The 20,535-nt window shown below is 61.6% G+C and carries 17 protein-coding genes and 3 tRNA genes; 15 read left to right on the top strand and 5 right to left on the bottom strand.

Going from position 1 to position 20,535, the window contains the following annotated elements; translation table 11 throughout:
• The 3 genes from VGH41_RS06955 to VGH41_RS06945 all read right to left on the bottom strand — a co-directional run.
• Nucleotides 1-115 (bottom strand): peptidylprolyl isomerase (locus VGH41_RS06955; RefSeq protein ID WP_331596617.1); only part of this gene is annotated, 115 nt, incomplete at its 3' end.
• 97 nt (nt 116-212) lie between these two features.
• Nucleotides 213-794: a peptidylprolyl isomerase gene (locus VGH41_RS06950; protein WP_331596615.1), complete on the bottom strand. Its 582-nt coding sequence runs from the start codon at nt 792-794 to the stop codon at nt 213-215.
• Nucleotides 795-854: 60 nt separating this feature from the next.
• Entirely contained in the window at nt 855-1,580 is a 726-nt protein-coding gene (locus VGH41_RS06945) for a tetratricopeptide repeat protein (RefSeq protein ID WP_331596614.1), read from the bottom strand.
• A gap of 232 nt (nt 1,581-1,812) precedes the next feature.
• Between VGH41_RS06945 and cysS the strand changes: the two genes are divergently transcribed.
• From cysS to VGH41_RS06910, 7 genes are all read left to right on the top strand, one after another.
• A complete protein-coding gene (gene cysS / locus VGH41_RS06940; RefSeq protein WP_331596613.1) occupies nt 1,813-3,210 on the top strand; it encodes a cysteine--tRNA ligase in 1,398 nt (465 codons plus the stop codon).
• Between the two features lie 47 nt (nt 3,211-3,257).
• The gene (locus VGH41_RS06935; protein ID WP_331596612.1) at nt 3,258-4,274 is read left to right on the top strand and encodes a DNA-3-methyladenine glycosylase; all 1,017 of its coding nucleotides are present in this window, start codon (nt 3,258-3,260) and stop codon (nt 4,272-4,274) included.
• Nucleotides 4,275-4,391: 117 nt separating this feature from the next.
• A complete protein-coding gene (locus VGH41_RS06930) occupies nt 4,392-5,363 on the top strand; it encodes an acetyl-CoA carboxylase carboxyltransferase subunit alpha (RefSeq protein ID WP_331596611.1) in 972 nt (323 codons plus the stop codon).
• A gap of 44 nt (nt 5,364-5,407) precedes the next feature.
• Complete coding sequence (gene tilS / locus VGH41_RS06925; protein WP_331596610.1) at nt 5,408-6,835, top strand: tRNA lysidine(34) synthetase TilS; 1,428 nt, start codon at nt 5,408-5,410, stop codon at nt 6,833-6,835.
• 376 nt (nt 6,836-7,211) lie between these two features.
• On the top strand, nt 7,212-8,462 hold the full coding sequence (locus VGH41_RS06920; protein ID WP_331596609.1) for an aspartate kinase: 1,251 nt from the start codon (nt 7,212-7,214) through the stop codon (nt 8,460-8,462).
• Between the two features lie 204 nt (nt 8,463-8,666).
• A tRNA-Ser gene (locus tag VGH41_RS06915) sits at nt 8,667-8,760 on the top strand.
• 391 nt (nt 8,761-9,151) lie between these two features.
• A complete protein-coding gene (locus tag VGH41_RS06910; protein ID WP_331596608.1) occupies nt 9,152-9,472 on the top strand; it encodes a hypothetical protein in 321 nt (106 codons plus the stop codon).
• A 136-nt stretch (nt 9,473-9,608) separates the two neighbouring features.
• Here the strand turns inward: VGH41_RS06910 and fabI are convergent, their stop codons facing one another.
• On the bottom strand, nt 9,609-10,400 hold the full coding sequence (fabI, locus tag VGH41_RS06905; RefSeq protein WP_331596607.1) for an enoyl-ACP reductase FabI: 792 nt from the start codon (nt 10,398-10,400) through the stop codon (nt 9,609-9,611).
• A gap of 111 nt (nt 10,401-10,511) precedes the next feature.
• Between fabI and VGH41_RS06900 the strand changes: the two genes are divergently transcribed.
• The 5 genes from VGH41_RS06900 to VGH41_RS06880 all read left to right on the top strand — a co-directional run bounded on the left by VGH41_RS06900 (nt 10,512) and on the right by VGH41_RS06880 (nt 17,076).
• Nucleotides 10,512-12,458 (top strand): extracellular solute-binding protein, encoded by a 1,947-nt coding sequence (locus VGH41_RS06900; RefSeq protein WP_331596606.1) that lies wholly within the window; start codon nt 10,512-10,514, stop codon nt 12,456-12,458.
• A 56-nt stretch (nt 12,459-12,514) separates the two neighbouring features.
• Nucleotides 12,515-13,552, top strand: a complete 1,038-nt coding sequence (locus tag VGH41_RS06895) for a microcin C ABC transporter permease YejB (RefSeq protein WP_331596605.1) — start codon at nt 12,515-12,517, stop codon at nt 13,550-13,552.
• A 1-nt stretch (nt 13,553) separates the two neighbouring features.
• The gene (locus VGH41_RS06890; protein ID WP_331596604.1) at nt 13,554-14,660 is read left to right on the top strand and encodes an ABC transporter permease; all 1,107 of its coding nucleotides are present in this window, start codon (nt 13,554-13,556) and stop codon (nt 14,658-14,660) included.
• Between the two features lie 17 nt (nt 14,661-14,677).
• Nucleotides 14,678-16,279, top strand: a complete 1,602-nt coding sequence (locus tag VGH41_RS06885) for a dipeptide ABC transporter ATP-binding protein (RefSeq protein ID WP_331596616.1) — start codon at nt 14,678-14,680, stop codon at nt 16,277-16,279.
• 128 nt (nt 16,280-16,407) lie between these two features.
• Nucleotides 16,408-17,076, top strand: a complete 669-nt coding sequence (locus tag VGH41_RS06880) for a C40 family peptidase (RefSeq protein ID WP_331596603.1) — start codon at nt 16,408-16,410, stop codon at nt 17,074-17,076.
• 119 nt (nt 17,077-17,195) lie between these two features.
• Here VGH41_RS06880 and VGH41_RS06875 read toward each other — a convergent pair whose 3' ends face one another.
• Nucleotides 17,196-18,155: a patatin-like phospholipase family protein gene (locus VGH41_RS06875; RefSeq protein ID WP_331596602.1), complete on the bottom strand. Its 960-nt coding sequence runs from the start codon at nt 18,153-18,155 to the stop codon at nt 17,196-17,198.
• A 419-nt stretch (nt 18,156-18,574) separates the two neighbouring features.
• Here VGH41_RS06875 and gltX point away from each other — a divergent pair, with 419 nt between their 5' ends.
• The 3 genes from gltX to VGH41_RS06860 all read left to right on the top strand — a co-directional run bounded on the left by gltX (nt 18,575) and on the right by VGH41_RS06860 (nt 20,467).
• Nucleotides 18,575-19,984 (top strand): glutamate--tRNA ligase, encoded by a 1,410-nt coding sequence (gltX, locus tag VGH41_RS06870; RefSeq protein WP_331596601.1) that lies wholly within the window; start codon nt 18,575-18,577, stop codon nt 19,982-19,984.
• 110 nt (nt 19,985-20,094) lie between these two features.
• A tRNA-Ala gene (locus tag VGH41_RS06865) sits at nt 20,095-20,170 on the top strand.
• A gap of 221 nt (nt 20,171-20,391) precedes the next feature.
• Nucleotides 20,392-20,467 (top strand) — tRNA-Glu (locus VGH41_RS06860).
• Nucleotides 20,468-20,535 lie beyond the last annotated feature (68 nt).

The raw sequence follows: 20,535 nt of genomic DNA, 5'->3' as shown, positions 1-20,535 counted from the left end.
TGTTGTCGTAGTGACCGGCCTTCACGTAGTTGAGGAAGTTCTCAACCGACTTCGGTGCCTTTTCAGCGTCCAGCTCGAGCTTGATGACGCCGTGATTCGTGTGCAGTTCGACCATGATGGAATCCTTTGATGAACAGGTGGTTGGAAGGCGCGGCGCATCGCATCGCAGAAGATGCGTGGGGCCGCGCGAGGGTATCCGTGGTGACGGGGCGTTACTTGCCGACGATCGTCGCCGATTCGATCACGATCGGCGTTTGCGGCACATCTGCCATCGGGCCGCGTGTGGTAGTCGGCGTACCTTCGATCTTTTTCACGACGTCCATGCCCGAGGTCACCTTGCCGAACACGGCGTAACCGTTGCCGTCCTGCCCCGGGTAATCGAGGCCGGCGTTGTCAGCGGTATTGATGAAGAATTGCGCGGTGGCCGAATCCGGATCGCTCGTGCGCGCCATGGCGATTGCGCCGGTCACGTTCTTCAGGCCATTGCGGCTTTCGAGCTGAATCGGCGCACGCGTGGGCTTCTCAGCATAGCTTTGCGTGAAGCCGCCGCCCTGAATCATGAAGCCGGGAATCACGCGGTGAAAGATCGTGCCGCTGTACTGGCCGGACTTCACGTAGTCGAGAAAGTTGGCGACCGTCTTGGGCGCCTTCTCCGGATACAGCTCGACACGGATGTCGCCGTCGGTGGTCTTGAACAGCACGGACGGATGCGCGGCTTGCGGCGCGGACTGGGCAAAAGCGGGCGCGTTAGCGATCAGGGCGGCGCTGCCGAGCGCCAACATCAACCATTTCATGAAGATCCTCAGGGTGGAAAAATACGTTGGCGTCGAGCGTGCAGGATGCCATGCCGCCGCTTACTGCGATGGCGCCATGTAAGGCGGCATGCCGAGCGAGCCGTTCGGGCCGCCGAACTGGAAGCCCGGCGATTGCGTTATGTTCGAGGTGGCGCGATTCGTGTAGTCCTCGGGCGGGGCCACTTTCTTGACCGGCGTGGCGCTCTTTGGAGGCGAAACAATTTTCTGGATGTCGGCAAGGCGCTGCTGCGAGGTGCCGCTTGCCTGACCGAGGCCCTGCGCGCGCTGGTAGGCCGACGCGGCGAGGCGCAGATACAGGTCGCCGAGATTTTCGTAAGCGAGACCATAGTTGGGGTTCGCCTTGGTGGCCGTTTCGAGCGCTTCGCGCGCTTCGGTATAGCGGCCGTGCTTCGCGTAGAGCGCTGCCAGGTTGTTATAGGGTTCGGGCAGCTCCGGATAGCTTTGCGTCAACGCGATGAAGGCGTTAATGGCTTCGTCGTCACGATTCAGGTGCGCGAGCACGGTGGCGCGCTTGAACTGCGCCTGCGCGTCGCGCGGATTCGCGGCGACCCGGGCGTCGAGTTGCGTGAGCGCGGCGTTCCAGTTTTTCTGCGCAATCGACGCGTCGATTTCCGGCGTACCGTCGCGCACGGCGGGGCCCGTGGCCATCACGGGCGTCTTTTGCGCGTACGCCGCAGCGCCTGGCACGAGCAGGACGGCGAGGCCGCACAGGGCCGTCGCGGCGAGGGTCGCGGCGCTGCGCGCGCGGCCGCTGGAAGATTTCATAGGCTCAGGTCTGGATGTTATACTCCGAGCCATTCTAACAAAAGGTCTGCGCGTTCCGTTGAACCACAGACTGTCTTTTCGCCACTCGTGGTCGTCTCCGCGTTGATCGCAGCCTGACCGCCGCACCAGGTGCACCGGTTTGCTGCTATATATGCCTTACCCGTCTGGTCTAGAGCGGGCACGGCAGGCACGTAACACATTGCGGATTTCTTTCGGCCCACGCATCGTCTCTATGGAATCACTGCGCATCTACAACACGCTCGCGCGTGACAAGCAAACTTTCGTGCCGCTGCAAGAAGGCGTTGTACGCATGTACGTCTGCGGGATGACGGTGTATGACTACTGTCATATCGGTCATGCACGCGTGATGGTTGTGTTCGATATCGTGCAGAGATGGCTGCGCACCCTCGCTTACAACGTGACTTATGTGCGCAACATCACCGATATCGACGACAAGATCATTCGCCGCGCAGTCGAAAACGGCGAGACGATCAAGTCGCTGACGGATCGTTTCATCAAGGCGCTGCATGAAGACGCGGACGCGCTCGGCATCGAGCGGCCGGACCTCGAACCGCGCGCCACTGATTTCATCCCGCAGATGCTCGGCATGATCGGCAAGCTGGAAGAAAACGGCTACGCATATCAGGCAAGCGACGGTGACGTGAACTACGCGGTGCGCAAATTCGCAGGCTACGGCAAGCTCTCCGGCAAGTCGCTCGAAGACCTGCGGGCGGGCGAGCGCGTGGCAGCCAATGACGCGAAGCAGGACCCGCTGGATTTTGTCTTGTGGAAACAGGCCAAGCCCGACGAGCCTGCAGACACGCGTTGGGACTCTAAGTACGGAAGTGGCCGTCCCGGCTGGCATATTGAATGCTCGGCCATGGGCTGCACCTTGCTCGGCGATCATTTCGACATTCACGGCGGCGGTCAGGACTTGCAGTTTCCGCACCATGAAAACGAAATCGCCCAAAGCGAAGGTGCGACAGGTCAAACGTTCGTGAATTACTGGATGCATAACGGCTACGTGCAGATCGACAATGAGAAGATGTCGAAGTCGCTCGGCAACTTCTTTACGATCCGCGAAGTGCTCGCGCAATACGACGCGGAAGTGGTGCGCTTCTTTATCGCGCGTGCGCACTATCGTTCGCCGCTGAACTACAGCGACACGCATATCGACGACGCGCGCAATGCGCTCACGCGTTTGTACACGTCGTTGAAAGACGTGACGCCGGACCACGCCGCGCTGGACTGGAACGAAGCGCATGCGCAGCGATTCCAGGCGGCGATGAACGACGACTTCAACACGCCGGTAGCGGTGTCGGTGCTGTTTGAACTGGCAAGTGAGGTAAACCGCACGCGCGACGCTGCGCTGGCCCGACAACTGCGTGCGCTTGCGCGCATCATCGGACTGCTCGGGCGTGAGCCGCGTGCGTTCTTGCAGCAGGCGGCAGGGAGCGCCCAGCACGGCGCGCTCGACAGCGCCGCGATCGAAGCGAAGATCGCCGCGCGCGTGGCGGCCAAGCAGGCGAAGGACTATGCGGCAGCAGACCGGATCCGGGCCGAATTGCTCGAAGCCGGCGTTGCACTTGAAGACAAACCCGGCGGGTTGACCGAGTGGCGGCGCGTGTGAGCGCACCTCGTACTTCCCTTTGATCGACTCGCCAGGCAGGAGGCAGGATGGCAACGGCCACGAAGACGTTGGCTAAACGGGCCGCGTCTCAAACCAGCGCGGCAGCCGCAGTGAAATCGACTCGCGCGCGCAACGGCAACGCTGCGAACGCGGTGTCCGGCACGACGAAGGTCGCCGCCAAGACGGGCAGCACCGCAAGGAAAACACCGGCGAAGCGCAAGCTCAACGGCGCGTCTGCGCCTGAAGCGACGGTGACGAAAGCGGCACGCTCGCCGCGTGTCAAAAGCCATGGGGTGAATGGCACCGTGCTGGCCGAACCCGCTCACGACACGCAGGAACTCGCGCGCGACACGCTGCATGATGGCGAAGTCGTGCGCAAAACGCGTGCATTGGACGACGCGGAAGTCGCCGTTCCGGTGCAAGTGGGCGGCCTCACGCCTGAAGTGACGCGCCCCGCATACTGGGACAAGGCCTGTGCCGACCTCGTCAAGCGTGACCGTATTCTCAAGAAGCTGATTCCGAAATTCGGCCCGGTGCACCTGATGAGCCGCGGCGATCCCTTCGTGACGCTCGCGCGCTCGGTGGTGGGGCAACAGGTGTCGGTGGCCTCGGCGCAAGCCGCATGGCAACGCGTCGAAAGCGCGTGTCCGAAGCTCGTGCCGCAGCAGTTCATCAAGCTCGGTCAGGAAAAGCTGCTGGCATGCGGTCTGTCAAAGCGCAAAGCCGAATACATTCTGGATCTGGCGGAGCACTTCGTGTCGGGCGCCTTGCATGTCGGCAAGTGGACCTCGATGGAAGACGAGGCGGTGATCGCCGAGCTTACGCAGATTCGCGGCATTGGCCGCTGGACGGCGGAAATGTTCCTGATCTTCAACCTGTCGCGCCCGGATGTCCTGCCGCTCGACGATCTCGGCCTGATCCGCGCGATCAGCGTCAACTATTTCAGCGGCGAGCCGGTCACGCGCAGCGAAGCGCGTGAGGTTGCGGCGAACTGGGAACCGTGGCGTACAGTCGCGACCTGGTATATGTGGCGTAGTCTTGATCCGCTGCCGGTCGACTACTAAGGCAGCGACGCTGCCTGTTAGCTATTGATTTCCATAAACCGATAGTTTCGAGGTAGTTTTGACATCGGCGCGCGCGGTTAGAATACGCGCTGCCGGTAAGTCCAAGGATTAAAACCAATGAAGACCACCTTTCTGGATTTCGAACAGCCAATCGCTGAACTCGAAGCAAAGATTGAAGAATTGCGCTTCGTGCAGGACGATTCGGCCGTCGATATTTCGGAAGAAATTGAGCGGCTGTCCAAGAAGAGCCAGCAGCTCACCAAAGATCTGTATGCCAACCTGTCGCCGTGGCAGGTTTCGCAAATTGCCCGTCATCCGCAACGTCCGTACACGTTCGACTATGTGAGCGAACTGTTTACCGATTTCCACGAACTGCATGGCGACCGCGCATTCGCGGACGACCTCGCCATCGTCGGCGGCCTCGCGCGTTTCAACGGCCAGGCTTGCATGGTGATCGGCCATCAGAAGGGGCGCGACACCAAGGAACGGTCGCTGCGCAACTTCGGCATGCCGCGCCCGGAAGGCTATCGCAAGGCCGAACGTCTGATGCGTCTTGCCGAGAAATTCGGTCTGCCGCTGTTCACCTTCATTGATACGCCGGGTGCCTACCCTGGCATCGGGGCGGAAGAGCGCGGCCAGTCGGAGGCGATCGGCCGCAACCTGTACGTGATGGCCGAACTGAAAACACCGATCATCTCCACGATCATCGGTGAAGGCGGTTCGGGCGGCGCGCTGGCCATTGCCGTGGGCGACAGCGTGCTGATGCTGCAATTCTCGACCTACTCGGTGATCTCGCCGGAAGGCTGCGCGTCGATTCTGTGGAAGAGCGCCGCGAAGGCGCCGGAAGCGGCGGAAGCACTCGGCCTTACCGCGCATCGTCTGAAGGCGCTGGGCCTGATCGACAAGATCGTCAATGAGCCGCTGGGTGGCGCGCATCGCGATCCGAAGGGCATGGCGGCCATGTTGCGTCGTGCGCTCGCCGATTCGCTGCGCCAGTTCCAGGGCATGAGCGTGCCTGACTTGCGCCAACGTCGTTTCGAACGTCTGATGGCCTACGGCAAGTTCAAGGAAACGACGCCGGGCGCATAAGCCGGCGCCCGCTCTCACGCCTGGGCGCATCGCGCCTCGTCACTGTGACCCACACCGCTGACTCTCCCGCTGACCGCCTCGTTCTCGATGCGGTCAGCGTTGCGCTTTCTGGGCTGCCCATTGATGCGCGCATTGCAGTGGCGTTCAGCGGCGGCGTCGATTCGAGCGTGCTGCTCGACGCCGCGGTGCGCGTCGCGGGGCCGGCGCGTTGCGTGGCGTTTCATATCCATCACGGCCTCAGTCCGCACGCCGACCACTGGCTTGCGCATTGCGAGCGGTTCGCCGCTGAACGGGGCGTCGAGTTCGCCGCGCAACGCGTCGAGGTTGCGCGCGAGTCTGGCGTGAGCGTCGAAGCGACAGCGCGCGAGGCGCGGTATCGCGCGCTGGAGGCACTGTGTGCGGAGTACGGCACAGCGACGCTGTGGCTCGCGCAACATGCCGACGATCAAGCCGAAACCGTCCTGCTGCAACTCCTGCGCGGAGCGGGGCTCGCCGGGCTTGCGGCAATGGCATTCAACTACTTGCCGGCAGGCGCGGCCGCGACCCGCGTGCGGCCGCTGCTGCATTTGTTGCGCGCGCAACTTGAGCGATACGCGGCGGCGCGCGGGCTCGCTTCTATCGACGACGAATCGAATGCGGATACCCGTTATGCGCGCAATGCGTTGCGTCATGACGTGCTGCCCGCACTCGCGGTGCACTTTCCCGGCTTTCGCGACGCATTGGCGCGCACCGCGTCTCACGCCGCTTCGGCACAGCGCCTGCTCGATCAACTGGCCTGTCTCGACATGGCCGCTGCCGCGCGCGACGACGGCCGTGCGCTGTCGCGCGCCACCGTGCTCGCCTTCGACGACGATCGCGCGCTCAACCTGATGCGTTACTGGATGCGCTCGCTCGGCATGCCGGCTGCATCCAGCGCGCGTTTGGGCGACGCGCTGCGGCAACTGCGCGAAGTCGGCGCGGCGCACAGCTTGCGCGTCGATCACGCAGGGCAGGCATTGCGCAGCTATCGTGACCAGATCTACTGGGAAGCGGGGGATAGCGCGGAGGCGGCGGATGAAACCGCGCTCGTCGCGCGTCCCGTCGCGCAACTCAGGTGGCGCGGCGAATCCGTCTGGCGGCTCGCGCTATGGCGCGGCACGTTCGTCTTCGCCGAGGCTGTTGCAAACGAACCCGGCGCGGTGCCGGCCGCCTTGCTCGGCGCGGCGCCGCTGTCGGCACGCTCGCGTAATGGTGGCGAGCGCATGCGTCGCAGCGCGCAGGGCTCAAGCCGCACCCTGAAAAACCTGTTTCAGGAGCGCGGCGTGCCAGCGTGGAAGCGCGACGTGCCGTTGTTGTTCGTGGGCGACGTGCTGCTCTTCGTGCCATTGCTTGGGGTCAATCAGGCCGCCTTGCCGCCGCAAGGAGACGTGGCCGCCGAACCCGGCGCACGGTATCTGCGCATCGACTGGCGTGACGATCTGCTGATCGCCTGACCGGCCGGTCGGACGGTGGTGGCCGCATCGTGAAATAGGGCGCAAATCCTTTCCGCACAAGCCTTTGCAATGATTAATCCCGGCATTTTGGCTTGTCTTTTTGCGTCCGATCGGGTACGTTTACCTGCTTGCCCAAGCCGCATTTGCGGTTACTTTTGCTGTTTTCCGGCTGTTTTTTGTGTTTTTTCCGGCCAACGCAAATGAGTGACCATGCGCGGTTCTTAGCGATTCCTCGCGGGCAAATCCGCGCGTGTTGCACGTGCGCTGCATCTACGCCGCCACACTTTGCCGTCGTTTCCGAAACGTTGCGCTCTGGTGCTTTTGTGCGGTCGACTCCAGCGCGCCAGCGCGGTTTCATCTCCAGTTCAGAACGACAATGGCACTCATCGTACATAAATACGGCGGTACTTCGATGGGCTCGGTCGAGCGCATCAAGAACGTCGCGAAGCGCGTCGCGAAATGGCACAAGGCCGGCCACAAGATGGTCGTCGTGCCCTCGGCGATGTCCGGCGAAACGAACCGCTTGCTCGGTCTCGCGAAAGACATTTCGGCCCAGCCGAACCCCCGCGAACTCGACATGATTGCCGCCACCGGCGAACAGGTCAGTTCGGGCCTGCTTGCCATCGCGCTGCAGGAAGCGGGCGTCGATGCGGTCAGCTACGCCGGCTGGCAAGTGCCGATCAAAACCGACAGCGCCTACACCAAAGCACGTATCAGCGAAATTGACGGTGAGCGCGTACTGGCCGATCTCGAAGCGGGCAAGGTGGTCGTGATCACCGGCTTCCAGGGTATCGACCCGGAAGGCCATATCACCACGCTCGGCCGCGGCGGTTCGGATACCTCCGCAGTGGCCGTAGCGGCCGCACTGAAGGCCGACGAGTGCCTGATCTATACCGACGTCGACGGGGTCTACACCACCGACCCGCGGGTGGTCGATGGGGCACGCCGCCTCGACCGCGTGACGTTCGAAGAAATGCTGGAAATGGCAAGCCTGGGGTCGAAGGTGTTGCAGATCCGCTCGGTGGAATTCGCCGGCAAATATCAGGTGAAGACGCGCGTGCTGTCCAGCCTGACCGATCCGCTGATGCCGCTCGACGCTGAAATGAAGTCGGGCACCCTGATTACTTTTGAAGAAGACGAGACCATGGAAAAAGCAGTCATCTCGGGAATCGCGTTCCAGCGCGACGAGGCCCGTATCGCCGTGATGGGTGTGCCCGACAAGCCGGGCATTGCGTATCAGATCCTCGGCCCGGTGGCGGACGCGAATATCGACGTCGACATGATCATCCAGAACCAGAGCGTCGAAGGTAAAACGGCGTTCACGTTCACGGTGGGACGCGGCGACTATCAGCGCGCCATGGAAATTCTCGCCGGCCAGGTGAAAGATCACGTGAAAGCCGAGCAGGTGCTGGGTGATCCGAAGGTGTCGAAGGTGTCGGTGGTCGGCGTCGGTATGCGTTCGCATGTCGGTATCGCAAGCACGATGTTCCGCACGCTGTCGGAAGAGGGCATCAACATCCAGATGATCTCCACGTCCGAAATCAAGATTTCGGTGCTGATCGACGAGAAGTATATGGAGCTCGCCGTGCGCGCGCTGCATAAGGCTTTTGAACTGGATCAGGCGTAATCTGCCTTGCACAACGGGGTGTACAAGAGCGCTCCGTTCGTTTCGCGTGGCGGGGTGCGCGGCGGCCCTGGCAGTGGCGCAAATTATTTGCACTGTCGATGACGAAACTGGCACAAAAAGTGTGCCACAGACGTTGACCTTCGCGGCTCAGCCCGCTATTATCTTGGCTTCGTCGCGCTGACTCCCTGCGCGACCGAAAGTTTGGGAGACGTGGCCGAGAGGTCGAAGGCACTCCCCTGCTAAGGGAGCATCTGGGCCAAAACCTGGATCGAGGGTTCGAATCCCTCCGTCTCCGCCAGCAATGGCGGCGGAACCCCAAGAGATCGCGGTCTCTTGGGGTTTTGTTTTTTTCCGTGTCCGCTTTTCATTTTGCTTGCGCGTAAACGTTCATGCGCAGGCGTGATTCGCACTGGTTTAAGACTTCGGTTTCGGCAAGATTAATTTTTGTTTGGATACCGAAGTAATGAGCGACCAAGCGTCGCAGCAATCCGTGGCTCAAGAAATGCCGTCAATGGCCGACATATTACCGGTAGTCCGGCTTTTCACCGAATCCGGGTCCGTTGTAACGAGACGTTACGGGACGCATCAGAGTGCGACGTTGTGCATCAGTTCTTACAAACTTGAAATACGCGGATCACTTCCTTGCGCTATATTTCGGCCAACAACACACACTTGTAAAAGGTGAATCCATGAAGTCCGCTCGTCTTGTTCCGCTTCTGATCGGGGTTCTTGCGCTGGGTGCGTCGGGTGCAGCAATGGCCGGCGTGAGCGTGGGTGTCAACATCGGTATTCCTGCTCCGGTCTACGTAGCACCGGCGCCTGTTTATGCACCGCCGCCGCCGCCGGTCGTTTATCAACCCGCGCCGGTGTACTACGGCGGCCCTGCAATCGTGATCGGCTGGCATGGCGACCGCTACTGGGACGGCCATCGCTACTGGGCGCGTAACGACTGGTATCGTCATCACGGTGGCTATGGCTACCATGACCATGGCGGTTATCGCCGCTACTAAGCTCTGAGCGCGAACCGGATTGGATGCGGTTGAATCCACGGTTTCGTAACGGCTCGAGCAAGCTTAAAAAAACCGCCCGAAAGGGCGGTTTTTTGTTGCACGTGGGCCTCTGATGGACAGGCAAGCCGTGTGCGCATCACTCCGCAACTGCGGCCATACCGCCGACCACCGCATTGAAACCGCTGTCGACGTGCAGAATTTCTGCCGTCACGCCGGCTGCGAGATCGGACAGCAGGAATGCGGCCGAATTGCCGACCTGCTCGATCGTCACGTTGCGCTTGAGCGGCGCATTGTCTTCGACGAACTCGAGAATCTTGCCGAAGCCCTTGATGCCGCTTGCCGCGAGTGTCTTGATCGGGCCTGCCGAAATACCGTTGACGCGCACGCCCTTGTTGCCGAGCGAAACAGCCAGGTAACGCACGCTTGCTTCCAGCGAGGCCTTTGCCAGACCCATCGTGTTGTAGTTCGGGATGGCGCGTTCCGAACCGAGATAGCTCAGCGTGAGCAGCGCGGCGTTGTCCGATAGCATCGGCAGTGCGGCCTTGGCGAGGGCGGGGAAGCTGTAGGCGGAGATATCGTGCGCGATGCGGAAATTTTCGCGCGTCATGCCGTCGAGGAAGTCGCCGGCAATCGCTTCGCGCGGCGCAAAGCCGATCGAATGGACGAGGCCGTCGAGGCCGTCCCAGCGTTGCTTCAGCGACGCGAAGAGCGCTTCGATCTGCGCGTCGTCGCCGACGTCACACGGGAAGACCAGGTCGCTGCCGAATTCCGTGGCGAATTCGGTGATGCGGTCCTTGAAACGGTCGCCGACATATGTGAACGCGAGTTCAGCGCCTTCGCGCTTGCAGGCTTGCGCGATGCCGTATGCAATCGAACGGTTCGACAGCAGGCCGGTCAGCAAGATTCGTTTACCAGCGAGGAAGCCCATGAATTCTCCTAATGAAGTCAGCGCGCCGCGAGCTCGGATGTGCGGGATCGCGCGGGATTATTGGGTAGAATTCTCTCACATTGCAACTGCCCACTGACCAATAAGGCCCCTATGACAACTGGCTCGCGATGGGTTCAAGCGCCTCGGGAAGGCTGGTGCAGCACGTTGCGCGCCGTGCAGGAGAGGCTCTCGCGGGTCGGTTTGGCGCTTGTGCCGCGTACGCTTGCGGTATCTTTCATCGCTCTGGCTGTGTCCGCCGCGGCATGGCTGACGCCGCAATCGGCGCACGCTGCCTACGCCATCGCGCAATACGGCGAGCCGAAATATCCGCCGGGTTTCAGGCACTTCGACTATGTCAATCCGGATGCGCCGAAGGGCGGCACGCTTGTCCTCGCCAACCCGAACCGGCAGACGAGTTTCGACAAGTTCAATCCGTTCACGCTGCGGGGCAATGCGGCACCGGGGATCGGCTTTCTGTTCGAGAGCCTCGCCACCGGAAGTTCCGACGAAGTCGCGACGGAATACGGGCTGCTTGCCGACGACATCCGCATTGCGCCGGACGGACTGTCCACTACGTTTCACATCAATCCACACGCACATTTTTCGAACGGCGATCCGGTTACCGCCGACGACGTCAAGTTTTCCTTTGACACGCTCAAAAGCCCGCAAGCGGCGCCGTCGTATGCCGCGTACTTTTCGGACATCACGCGTGCAGTGGTCGTCGATCCGCAAACCATCCGCTTCGAGTTTCGCCAGCGCAACCGTGAGTTGCCGTTGCTGGCGGGCGGCATCCCCGTGTTTTCACGAAAGTGGGGCGTAAAGCCCGACGGCTCGCGCATACCGTTTGACCAGCTTGCGTTCGAAAAGCCGATTGGCAGCGGTCCGTATCTGATCGAACGTTACGACAACGGCCGCACGATCACTTACCGGCGCGATCCGAATTATTGGGGCGCCGCGCTGCCGGTACGGGTGGGCACCAACAACTTCGACCGTATCACCTACAAGCTGTATTCCGACGATACCGCACGCCGCGAAGCATTCAAGGCCGGTGAATACGACGCGCTCGTCGAGAACGTGGCGCGCAACTGGGTGCGGCGGGATGTCGGCAAGCCGTTCGACAACGGCGAGCTGATCAAGCGTGAATTCCCGCAGCACAACGGCAACGGCATGCAGGGTTTCGTGCTGAATCTGCGCAAACCGATCTTCCAGGACGTGCGCGTACGCAAGGCGCTCGATCTCGCGCTGGACTTCCAGTGGCTCAACCGCCAGCTGTTCTACAACCAGTACACGCGGATCGACAGCTTTTTCGTCAACACGCAGTTCGAGGCAACCGGCACGCCCGGCGCCGGTGAACTCGCCTTGCTGGACCCGTGGCGCAAGACGCTAGACCCGGCAGTGTTCGGACCCATGCCGGTACAACCCGACACGGACCCACCCGGCTCGCTGCGCGCCAATCTGCTGCAAGCACGGGCACTCCTCGCCGAGGCGGGTTGGACCTATCGCGACGGCGCGCTGCGCAACGCCAAGGGTCAGCCGTTCGAATTCGAGATTCTCGACGATTCCTCCGGTGCGCCGGTGTGGCAGCCGGTGATCGCGACCTACCAGCGCAATCTGGCCAAGCTCGGCATCAAGATCAACTACCGCGTATCGGATTTCGCGGTGTATCAGAAACGGCTCGACGCGTTCGAATTCGACGCGACGATCATCAAGTTTCCCGACGAGCAGGTGCCGGGCAGCGATCAGGTCGACCAGTTCAGCAGCAAGTCCGCCGATGTGTCCGGTTCGGGTAATCTGGGCGGCCTGAAATCGCCGGCCGTCGACGCCATCCTGCAAGCTCTGGTGCAGGCGCAGACGCTCGAACAACTGCTGGACGCGACCCATGCGCTCGACCGCGTGCTGATGCATGGCTATTATGTGATTCCACATTGGTACAGTACGAGTCATCGGGTGGCGTTCAAACGAGGCATGGCGTGGCCGAAGACCCTGCCGCTGTACTATTCGGCAAGCGACTGGATCACATCGACCTGGTGGTTTGCACCGCAGCCCGCCACGCCGTGACGTTTCGTCTCTTTCAACGCTTCATCGCCTCACGCTAGCGCACCGGAATCGCCGCCATGTGGAGCTACATCCTCAAACGTCTGCTGCTGATGATCCCGACCTTGCTCGGCGTTTTGACGCTGACATTCGCGGTGATCCAGTTCGTACCGGGCGGTCCCGTCGAACAGGCCGTCCATGAACTGCGCAAGGGCTCCGAAAATGGCGCGCCGTTCGGGCTGCGCGCCCATACCGGCGTCGACGCGAAGCAGGTCGCGCAACTCAAGGCGCTGTATGGCTTCGACAAGCCGCCGCTCGAACGCTACGTGCTGATGCTCAAGCGCTTTGCGACCTTCGATCTCGGGCAAAGCTATTTCCGCCATCAAAGCGTGTGGTCGCTGGTGGTGTCCAAGCTGCCGGTGTCGATCAGCATCGGCTTATGGACCTTCTTCCTCACGTATCTGATTTCGGTGCCGCTCGGCATTGCGAAAGCCGTGCGCAACGGTTCGCGCTTCGACTTCGCGACGAGCCTGGTGGTGCTGACCGGCTATGCCATTCCGGGCTTTGTGCTGGGGGTGTTGCTGCTCGTGCTGTTCGGCGGCGGTTCGTTCCTGCAGCTCTTTCCGCTGCGCAACCTCACCTCGGATAACTGGGCGCAGTTGAGCCTGGGCGGCAAGATCCTCGACTATCTTTGGCACATCACGTTGCCGATCGTCGCCTCGGTGGTGGGCAGTTTTGCCGTGGTCACGATGCTGACCAAGAACGCCTTTCTCGACGAGATCCGCAAGCAATACGTGCTGACTGCGCGCGCCAAGGGACTTTCCGAGCGGCGCGTGTTGTGGAAGCACGTGTTTCGCAACGCCTCGCTGCCGCTGATCGTCGGGTTTCCGGGCGCGTTCATTGGCGCATTCTTTACCGGCAGTCTGCTGATCGAGACGTTGTTCTCGCTGGATGGTCTGGGTCTGCTGTCGTATCAGTCAGTCGTACAGCGCGATTATCCGGTGGTGCTCGGCACGTTGTATCTGTTCACGCTGATCGGGCTCGCCACCAAGCTCGTCTCCGACCTCTGCTACGTCTGGGTCGATCCCCGCATTCAATTCGAACAACTGGAGCGCTGACTTGAGTCGAGCCCGAAGCCGAGCCGATTTGCCGACGCGCACCGAGCCGGTCCGCGCCTTCGTGTCGCCGTCGCCCATGCGTCGCGTGTGGCGGCGCTTTCGTAAGCAGCGTCTGGGCTACTGGAGCCTGATCGTCTTCGTGGTCGCATTTGCGCTGAGTCTGGCCGGCCCGCTATGGTCGAACGACAAGCCGCTGGTGGTTCGCTACGAAGGGCAGTTGTACTTTCCGATGTTCAAGCAATATCCGGAGACCGCCTTCGGCGGCGATTTCCCGACACCGGCGGATTACCTCGACCCTTACGTGCGCGACCGTTTCAGCAAGCCGGGCAACTTCGCGCTATATCCGCCCAACCCGTACTACTACGACACGCTGAACTATTTCTCGAAGGTGCCCAATCCGGCGCCGCCGTCGCGCGATAACTGGCTCGGCACGGACGACCGCGGCCGCGATCTGTTCGCGCGCCTGTTGTACGGTTTTCGCGTGTCGGTGGAATTCGCGCTCGTGCTGACGCTGATCGGCACGGTGCTCGGCATTTTTGCGGGTGCGGTGCAGGGCTTTTTCGGCGGCAAGACGGACATCATCGGACAACGTCTGATCGAAATCTGGAGTGCCTTGCCGGAGCTGTACCTGCTGATCATCTTCGCGTCGATCTTCGAGCCGGGCTTCGTGCTGCTGATCGTGCTGCTGTCGCTGTTCGGCTGGATCGGCCTGTCGGATTACGTGCGCGCGGAGTTTCTGCGCAATCGCACCCAGGATTATGTACGCGCGGCGCGGGCCATGGGCCTGTCGAACTGGCAGATCATGTGGCGGCACGTGCTGCCCAATAGCCTCACGCCGGTCATCACGTTCCTGCCGTTCCGGATGAGCGGCGCGATCCTGTCGCTGACGAGCCTGGATTTTCTCGGCCTGGGCGTGCCGTCGCCGACCCCGAGCCTCGGCGAACTGCTCGCGCAAGGCAAGGACAATCTGGACGCATGGTGGATCTCGCTGTCCACCTTCGGCGTACTGGTCATCATGCTGCTGCTGCTGACCTTCATGGGCGACGCTTTGCGCAACGCGCTCGACACCCGCATCTCCGATGCCATGCGTGCCGGAGGCAACCAGTGAGCGAACCGGCGAAGCAAATGGCGGCAGGTCCGCTACTGGAACTCGACCGTCTGCGTGTGACGTTCGGCGATACCGTCGCCGTGCAGGACGTCACGCTTGCGATCCAGCGCGGCGAGCGAGTGGCGCTGGTCGGCGAATCGGGTTCGGGCAAGAGCGTGACGGCGCTGTCGATCCTGCGTCTGCTCAACGACGCCGAGCTGAGCGGTTCGATCCGCTTCAACGGCGAAGATCTGCTGACGAAGAGCGAGCGCGAGATGCGCGGGCTGCGTGGCTCGGATATCGCGATGATCTTTCAGGAGCCGATGACGGCGCTCAATCCGCTCTACACGGTGGGCGAGCAGATTGCGGAAACCATCGTGGTGCACGACGGTGTGCCGGCGCGAGAGGCGCGCAAACGTGCCGTGGCGTTGCTGGCGCGCACGGGCATTGCGGACCCCGGCAAGCGGGTCAATAGCTATCCTCATCAATTGTCGGGCGGCCAGCGGCAACGCGCAATGATCGCGATGGCGCTCGCATGCCGCCCGCGGCTCCTGCTCGCGGACGAACCGACCACGGCGCTGGATGTCACGATCCGCGCGCAGATCGTCGAACTGCTGCTCGAACTGCAGCGCGACGAGGCGGAAAAACGCGGCATGGCCGTGCTGCTGATTACACACGATCTGAACCTCGTGCGTCATTTTGCACAACGGGTTGCGGTGATGGAGCGCGGGGTACTGGTCGAGAGCGGGCCCGTCGAGCAGCTGTTTACGTCGCCGCAGCATCCGTACACGCAGCGGCTGTTGCAAAGCCGCCCTGAGCGCGCGGTCGTGCCCGTGCTGCCCATTTCGCCGGTGTTACTCGAAGCGCGCGACGTTTCAGTCGAATTCAAAACGAAGCTGCCCGGTTTCAGCGGCTGGTTTCGGGCGGGACGTTTTCGCGCGGTGGACGACGCGAGCGTCGCGGTGCGCCAGGGCGAGACGCTTGGCATCGTCGGCGAATCGGGTTCGGGAAAATCCACGCTCGCGATGGCGCTGCTCGGCCTGCAACGTACCGCGCACGGCGAGATCGAATTTCAGGGCAGGGCGCTGGCGAGCTTTCGCGGTCACGAACAGACGGTCCTGCGCTCGAACATGCAGGTGGTCTTTCAGGATCCGTTCAGTTCGCTGTCGCCGCGCCAGACGATTGAGCGGATCGTCGGCGAGGGCCTCGCGCTGCATCGTCCGGACATGAGTGCCGAACTACGGCGTGAGAAGGTGATTGGGGTGCTGCGCGAGGTCGGACTCGACCGCACGGTGCTGTATCGCTACCCGCATGAATTTTCGGGCGGACAGCGCCAGCGCATCGCGATCGCCCGCGCGCTCGTGCTCGAACCGCGCATCCTGATTCTCGACGAACCGACCAGCGCGCTCGACGTGTCAATTCAGCAGCAGGTGCTGAAACTGCTCGCCGGGTTGCAACAAAAGTACAATCTCGGCTTCGTGTTCATCAGCCACGATCTGGCGGTGATCGGCGCGATGGCGCACCGGGTCGCGGTGATGCAAAACGGTTCGATCGTGGAAAGCGGGGAAGTGGAGAAAATTTTTGCTGCACCCACCCATCCTTACACTCGAAAGCTGCTGAAAGCAGTGCTCTCCGCCTGATATTCACCAATTGGGTGCGTGTCCCGATTGTATTTTTCTATTTGTTTTGACACGTGAATACTTACTGGCTAGTATCGACCAAACTTTTTCCCGTATCCCACTGATTTTTAGGCAAAAACTACCGACCAATGCAGCACCGAAACTTAACCCAGGCTTGCACGCGCGTCGTCGCCGGGATGTTCATTGGCGTACTGATGGCAGCAGCTCCCGGCGTTTTCGCCGACGAAGTAGGCAGTTTGAATCAGAATGCTTCATTTTCGATCCAGGATGGATCGAATTCCTTGTCCTCCCCCAATTCGCAAAACTCGAATACCCCGTCCGATAGCGGCGCGCGCTCGTTTCTGTCAGGCATGGCCGGCAAAGCTGGCGACGTCGTCGTGGGCGCGCTGAACATGATCGGCGTGCGTTACCGCTGGGGTGGCGACACGCCGGACTCCGGCCTCGACTGCAGCGGTTTCGTCCGCTATGTCTTTCAGGACACCTTGGGCATGGCCCTGCCGCGCCGCGCTGAAGAAATGAGCCGGGTCGGCGAAAAAGTCAGCATGAATGATCTGAAGCCGGGCGATCTGGTCTTTTTCAATACCATGCGCCGCACCTTCTCGCACGTTGGCATCTATATTGGCGACAACAAGTTCGTCCATTCGCCGTCCACCGGCAGCACGATCCGCGTCGACGATCTGGACGAGGTTTACTGGGAAAAGCGTTTCACGGGTGCACGCCGCGTGGAGACGTCCTATCAGGGCTCGCAGGATCTGAAGCAACGCGTGAATGCTGCCATTGGCGGTGGTAATAACTAGGCCGTACGCGTCGGAATAGTTCTCCCGCTCAATAAAAAGCCTGCGTCTCGTCCAGCAGGCTTTTTGCATTTTGATGACAGCGCCCGGGCGCAACCGGCACCATCCGGGGTCGCTCCGGGTTATATCGTCGCCCGGCTCGCGGCCAGTTTGCGTTGCAACTCCGGAAAGATCCTCGCGGCCGCTTCCTCTCCGGCGAGAATCGCCGCGTTGCGCTGGGAGAAATCGCTGCCGCTCATCTGCGCCAGATTCGGCCGGATCACCACGTCCGCGTATTTGTCCAGTTCGTAGGCCTTGATGGTCTGGCCCATGATCGTGAAGGTCTGCATCAGCACGTCGAACGAGCTCGCCGTGAGTCCGGTTTCCGGGCGCTGCGAGATGTCCACGGCAATCACGAAGTCCGCGCCCATCTTGCGCGCAAACGAAGCGGGTACCGGGCTCACCAGGCCGCCGTCGACGTATTCGTGGCCGGCAATCTTCACCGGCTCGAAAATCGACGGCACGCTGCACGAGGCGCGCACCGCAACGCCCGTGTTGCCGCGCTGGAACAGGATAGGCTGGCCGGTGTTCAGATCGGTCGCGACCACGCCTAGCGGCCTCGCCATCTTTTCGATGGGACGGTTATTGAGTGTCGTGTTCAGGTAGTTCTGCAGCGCGACGCCCTGCAGGAAGCCGCGCGTACGGAACGGCATGGCCCAGTCGCTGATCGACGCTTCGTCCATGGTCAGTGCGAGCTTGTTGAGCGCAAAACCGTTCATCCCCGATGCATACAGCGCTCCGACCACCGAGCCGGCGCTCGTGCCCGCCACCAGGTCCACCTGAATGTTGCGCGCCTCGAGCGCCTTGATCACGCCGATGTGCGCGAAGCCACGGGCTGCGCCGCCGCCGAGCGCGAGACCGATACGCAGGGGCCGCGACGGCTTTTGCGGCACAGGCGTTGCGGGCGGCACGATGGACGCCGTGCTGGCGGGCCGCGACGCGCTGTCGGACTGGCTGCCGGTGGTCGTGCAGGCGGTGAGAACGGCGGACGCCGCGGCAAGCGAAAACGTACGGCGGCTCAGGCGTGGGGTAGACGGTTTCAACGATTTCTCCAGCAACGGCGCCGGTTCCTGCGAGGGTTACCGTGCTGCCGCGGGTCAGGCAAACAGGATCGCCGGCGGCGATCGTACTGCGCCGCCAGCTGATTTCGAGCGAGGGGCTGGCGAACCGCCAGCCCGGTCAATGACGGCGCGCGCACATCATAAAGCAAAGCTTCACGACGTCGCAGCACGTGTGAGGAAACGTTACAGATACAGCCCGGACACGCGTCCGGGCGGGCGCGCACGCCCTGCTGGCCAAACGGACGAGGGCCGGGGACAAGCCTGCGGCGGGTATAATTCGGCTCTTGCATTTTTCATTCGCAGACGTGCGCCGCATCCGTTGCCGCACGCTTGCGTTCCGCTGCCGCGCCTGCGGAAAGTCGTCCGCCACGCGCCGCTGCCAGTCTTCCGAGTAACCGCAAATGACTACCTCCGTTCGTACCCGCTTTGCTCCCAGCCCTACGGGCTTCATCCATCTCGGCAACATCCGTTCGGCGCTGTATCCGTGGGCGTTCGCGCGCAAGATGAAGGGCTCTTTCGTGCTGCGGATCGAGGATACCGACGTCGAGCGGTCCACCTCCGCCTCCGTGGATGCCATCCTCGAAGGAATGGCGTGGCTGGGTCTCGATTACGACGAAGGCCCGTTCTACCAGATGCAGCGGATGGACCGTTATCGCGAAGTGCTCAAGCAGATGCAGGAGCAGGGCCTGGTGTATCCGTGCTACATGTCGACCGAAGAACTCGACGCATTGCGCGAACGTCAGCGGGCGGCCGGCGAAAAGCCGCGCTACGACGGCACGTGGCGCCCGGAACCGGGCAAGGTGCTGCCCACGCCGCCAGCGGGGGTGCAGCCGGTCACGCGCTTTCGCAATCCGCTCACGGGCGTGGTCGCGTGGGACGATGCCGTCAAGGGCCGCGTCGAAATTTCGAACGAAGAACTGGACGATCTCGTGATCGCGCGGCCGGACGGCACGCCGACGTACAACTTCTGTGTCGTGGTCGACGATCTCGACATGCGAATCACGCATGTGATTCGCGGCGACGACCACGTGAACAACACGCCGCGTCAGATCAACATCCTGCGTGCATTGGGCGCCGAGCCGCCGGTCTATGCGCACTTGCCGACCGTGCTGAACGAGCAGGGCGAAAAGATGAGCAAGCGGCACGGCGCGATGAGCGTGACGGGTTATCGCGATGCAGGCTATCTGCCGGAAGCGGTGCTGAATTACCTCGCGCGTCTGGGCTGGTCGCATGGTGATGCGGAAGTTTTCTCGCGCGAGCAGTTTGTCGAGTGGTTTGATCTGGAGCACCTCGGCAAGTCTCCGGCTCAGTACGATCACGACAAGCTCAACTGGCTCAACGCCCATTACATCAAGGAAGCGGACAATGCGCGCCTTGCGGAGCTCGCCAAGCCGTTCTTCGCCGAACTGGGCATCGGGGACGCGGCGCTAGCACAAGGCGCGGATCTGGTCGCGGTAGTGGGCTTGTTGAAGGACCGTGCGGCCACCGTCAAGGAAATCGCCGGGAACGCCGCGATGTTCTACCGCACCCCGGCGCCGGAGCCCGAAGCGCTCGCGCAGCACGTGACGGACACAGTACGTCCTGCCATCGCCGATCTCGTCACAGCGCTGAAGAGCGCGGAGTGGAGCAAGGAAAGCATCTCGGCCGCGCTGAAGGCGACCCTCGGGGCGCACAAGCTGAAGATGCCGCAACTCGCCATGCCGGTGCGTCTGCTGGTGGCGGGCACGACGCATACGCCGTCGATCGACAGCGTGCTGATGCTGTTTGGCCGTGACGTCGTGGTGAGCCGCCTCGAAACAGCGCTCGCCTGAAGCAATGAGAGGGATTGCATGCGGCTTCGAAAAAAAGTCGCATGTAATCACTCAGAGGGTATTTACAAAGCGCGGTTTGCTCTCTAAAATCTCGTTTCTGTTCTGCAAGGGGGGGTATAGCTCAGCTGGGAGAGCGCTTGCATGGCATGCAAGAGGTCAGCGGTTCGATCCCGCTTACCTCCACCACAGAACGGAAACGAAGACTTTGAAACGCCAGCGCATCGGAAAAAAAGCTTCACAAGAATCACAAAGCTGTTTATAATGTCGTTCTTCGCTGCTGACTGACAAGAAACTGATTAATAAGCTTAAAGTAGTATCAAGCGATTAAGAAAGTATTAATCGAAGTTAATCAGAAGCCAGTCAGGATTTAAGCGAAAAGAGTAAAAGACATTAACTGAAAAGTTTATGTCCCCATCGTCTAGAGGCCTAGGACATCACCCTTTCACGGTGAGTACAGGGGTTCGAATCCCCTTGGGGACGCCAAAACATCGGCGGCTGCCAGAAGCGCTGCAAGTTTGATGAGTCAACCAACCTCACGAACTGATGGAAAG

It is taken from the genome of Paraburkholderia sp., from assembly GCF_036488795.1.
Taxonomy (GTDB): Bacteria; Pseudomonadota; Gammaproteobacteria; order Burkholderiales; family Burkholderiaceae; genus Paraburkholderia.
This window is presented reverse-complemented; position numbering and strand designations above follow the sequence as displayed.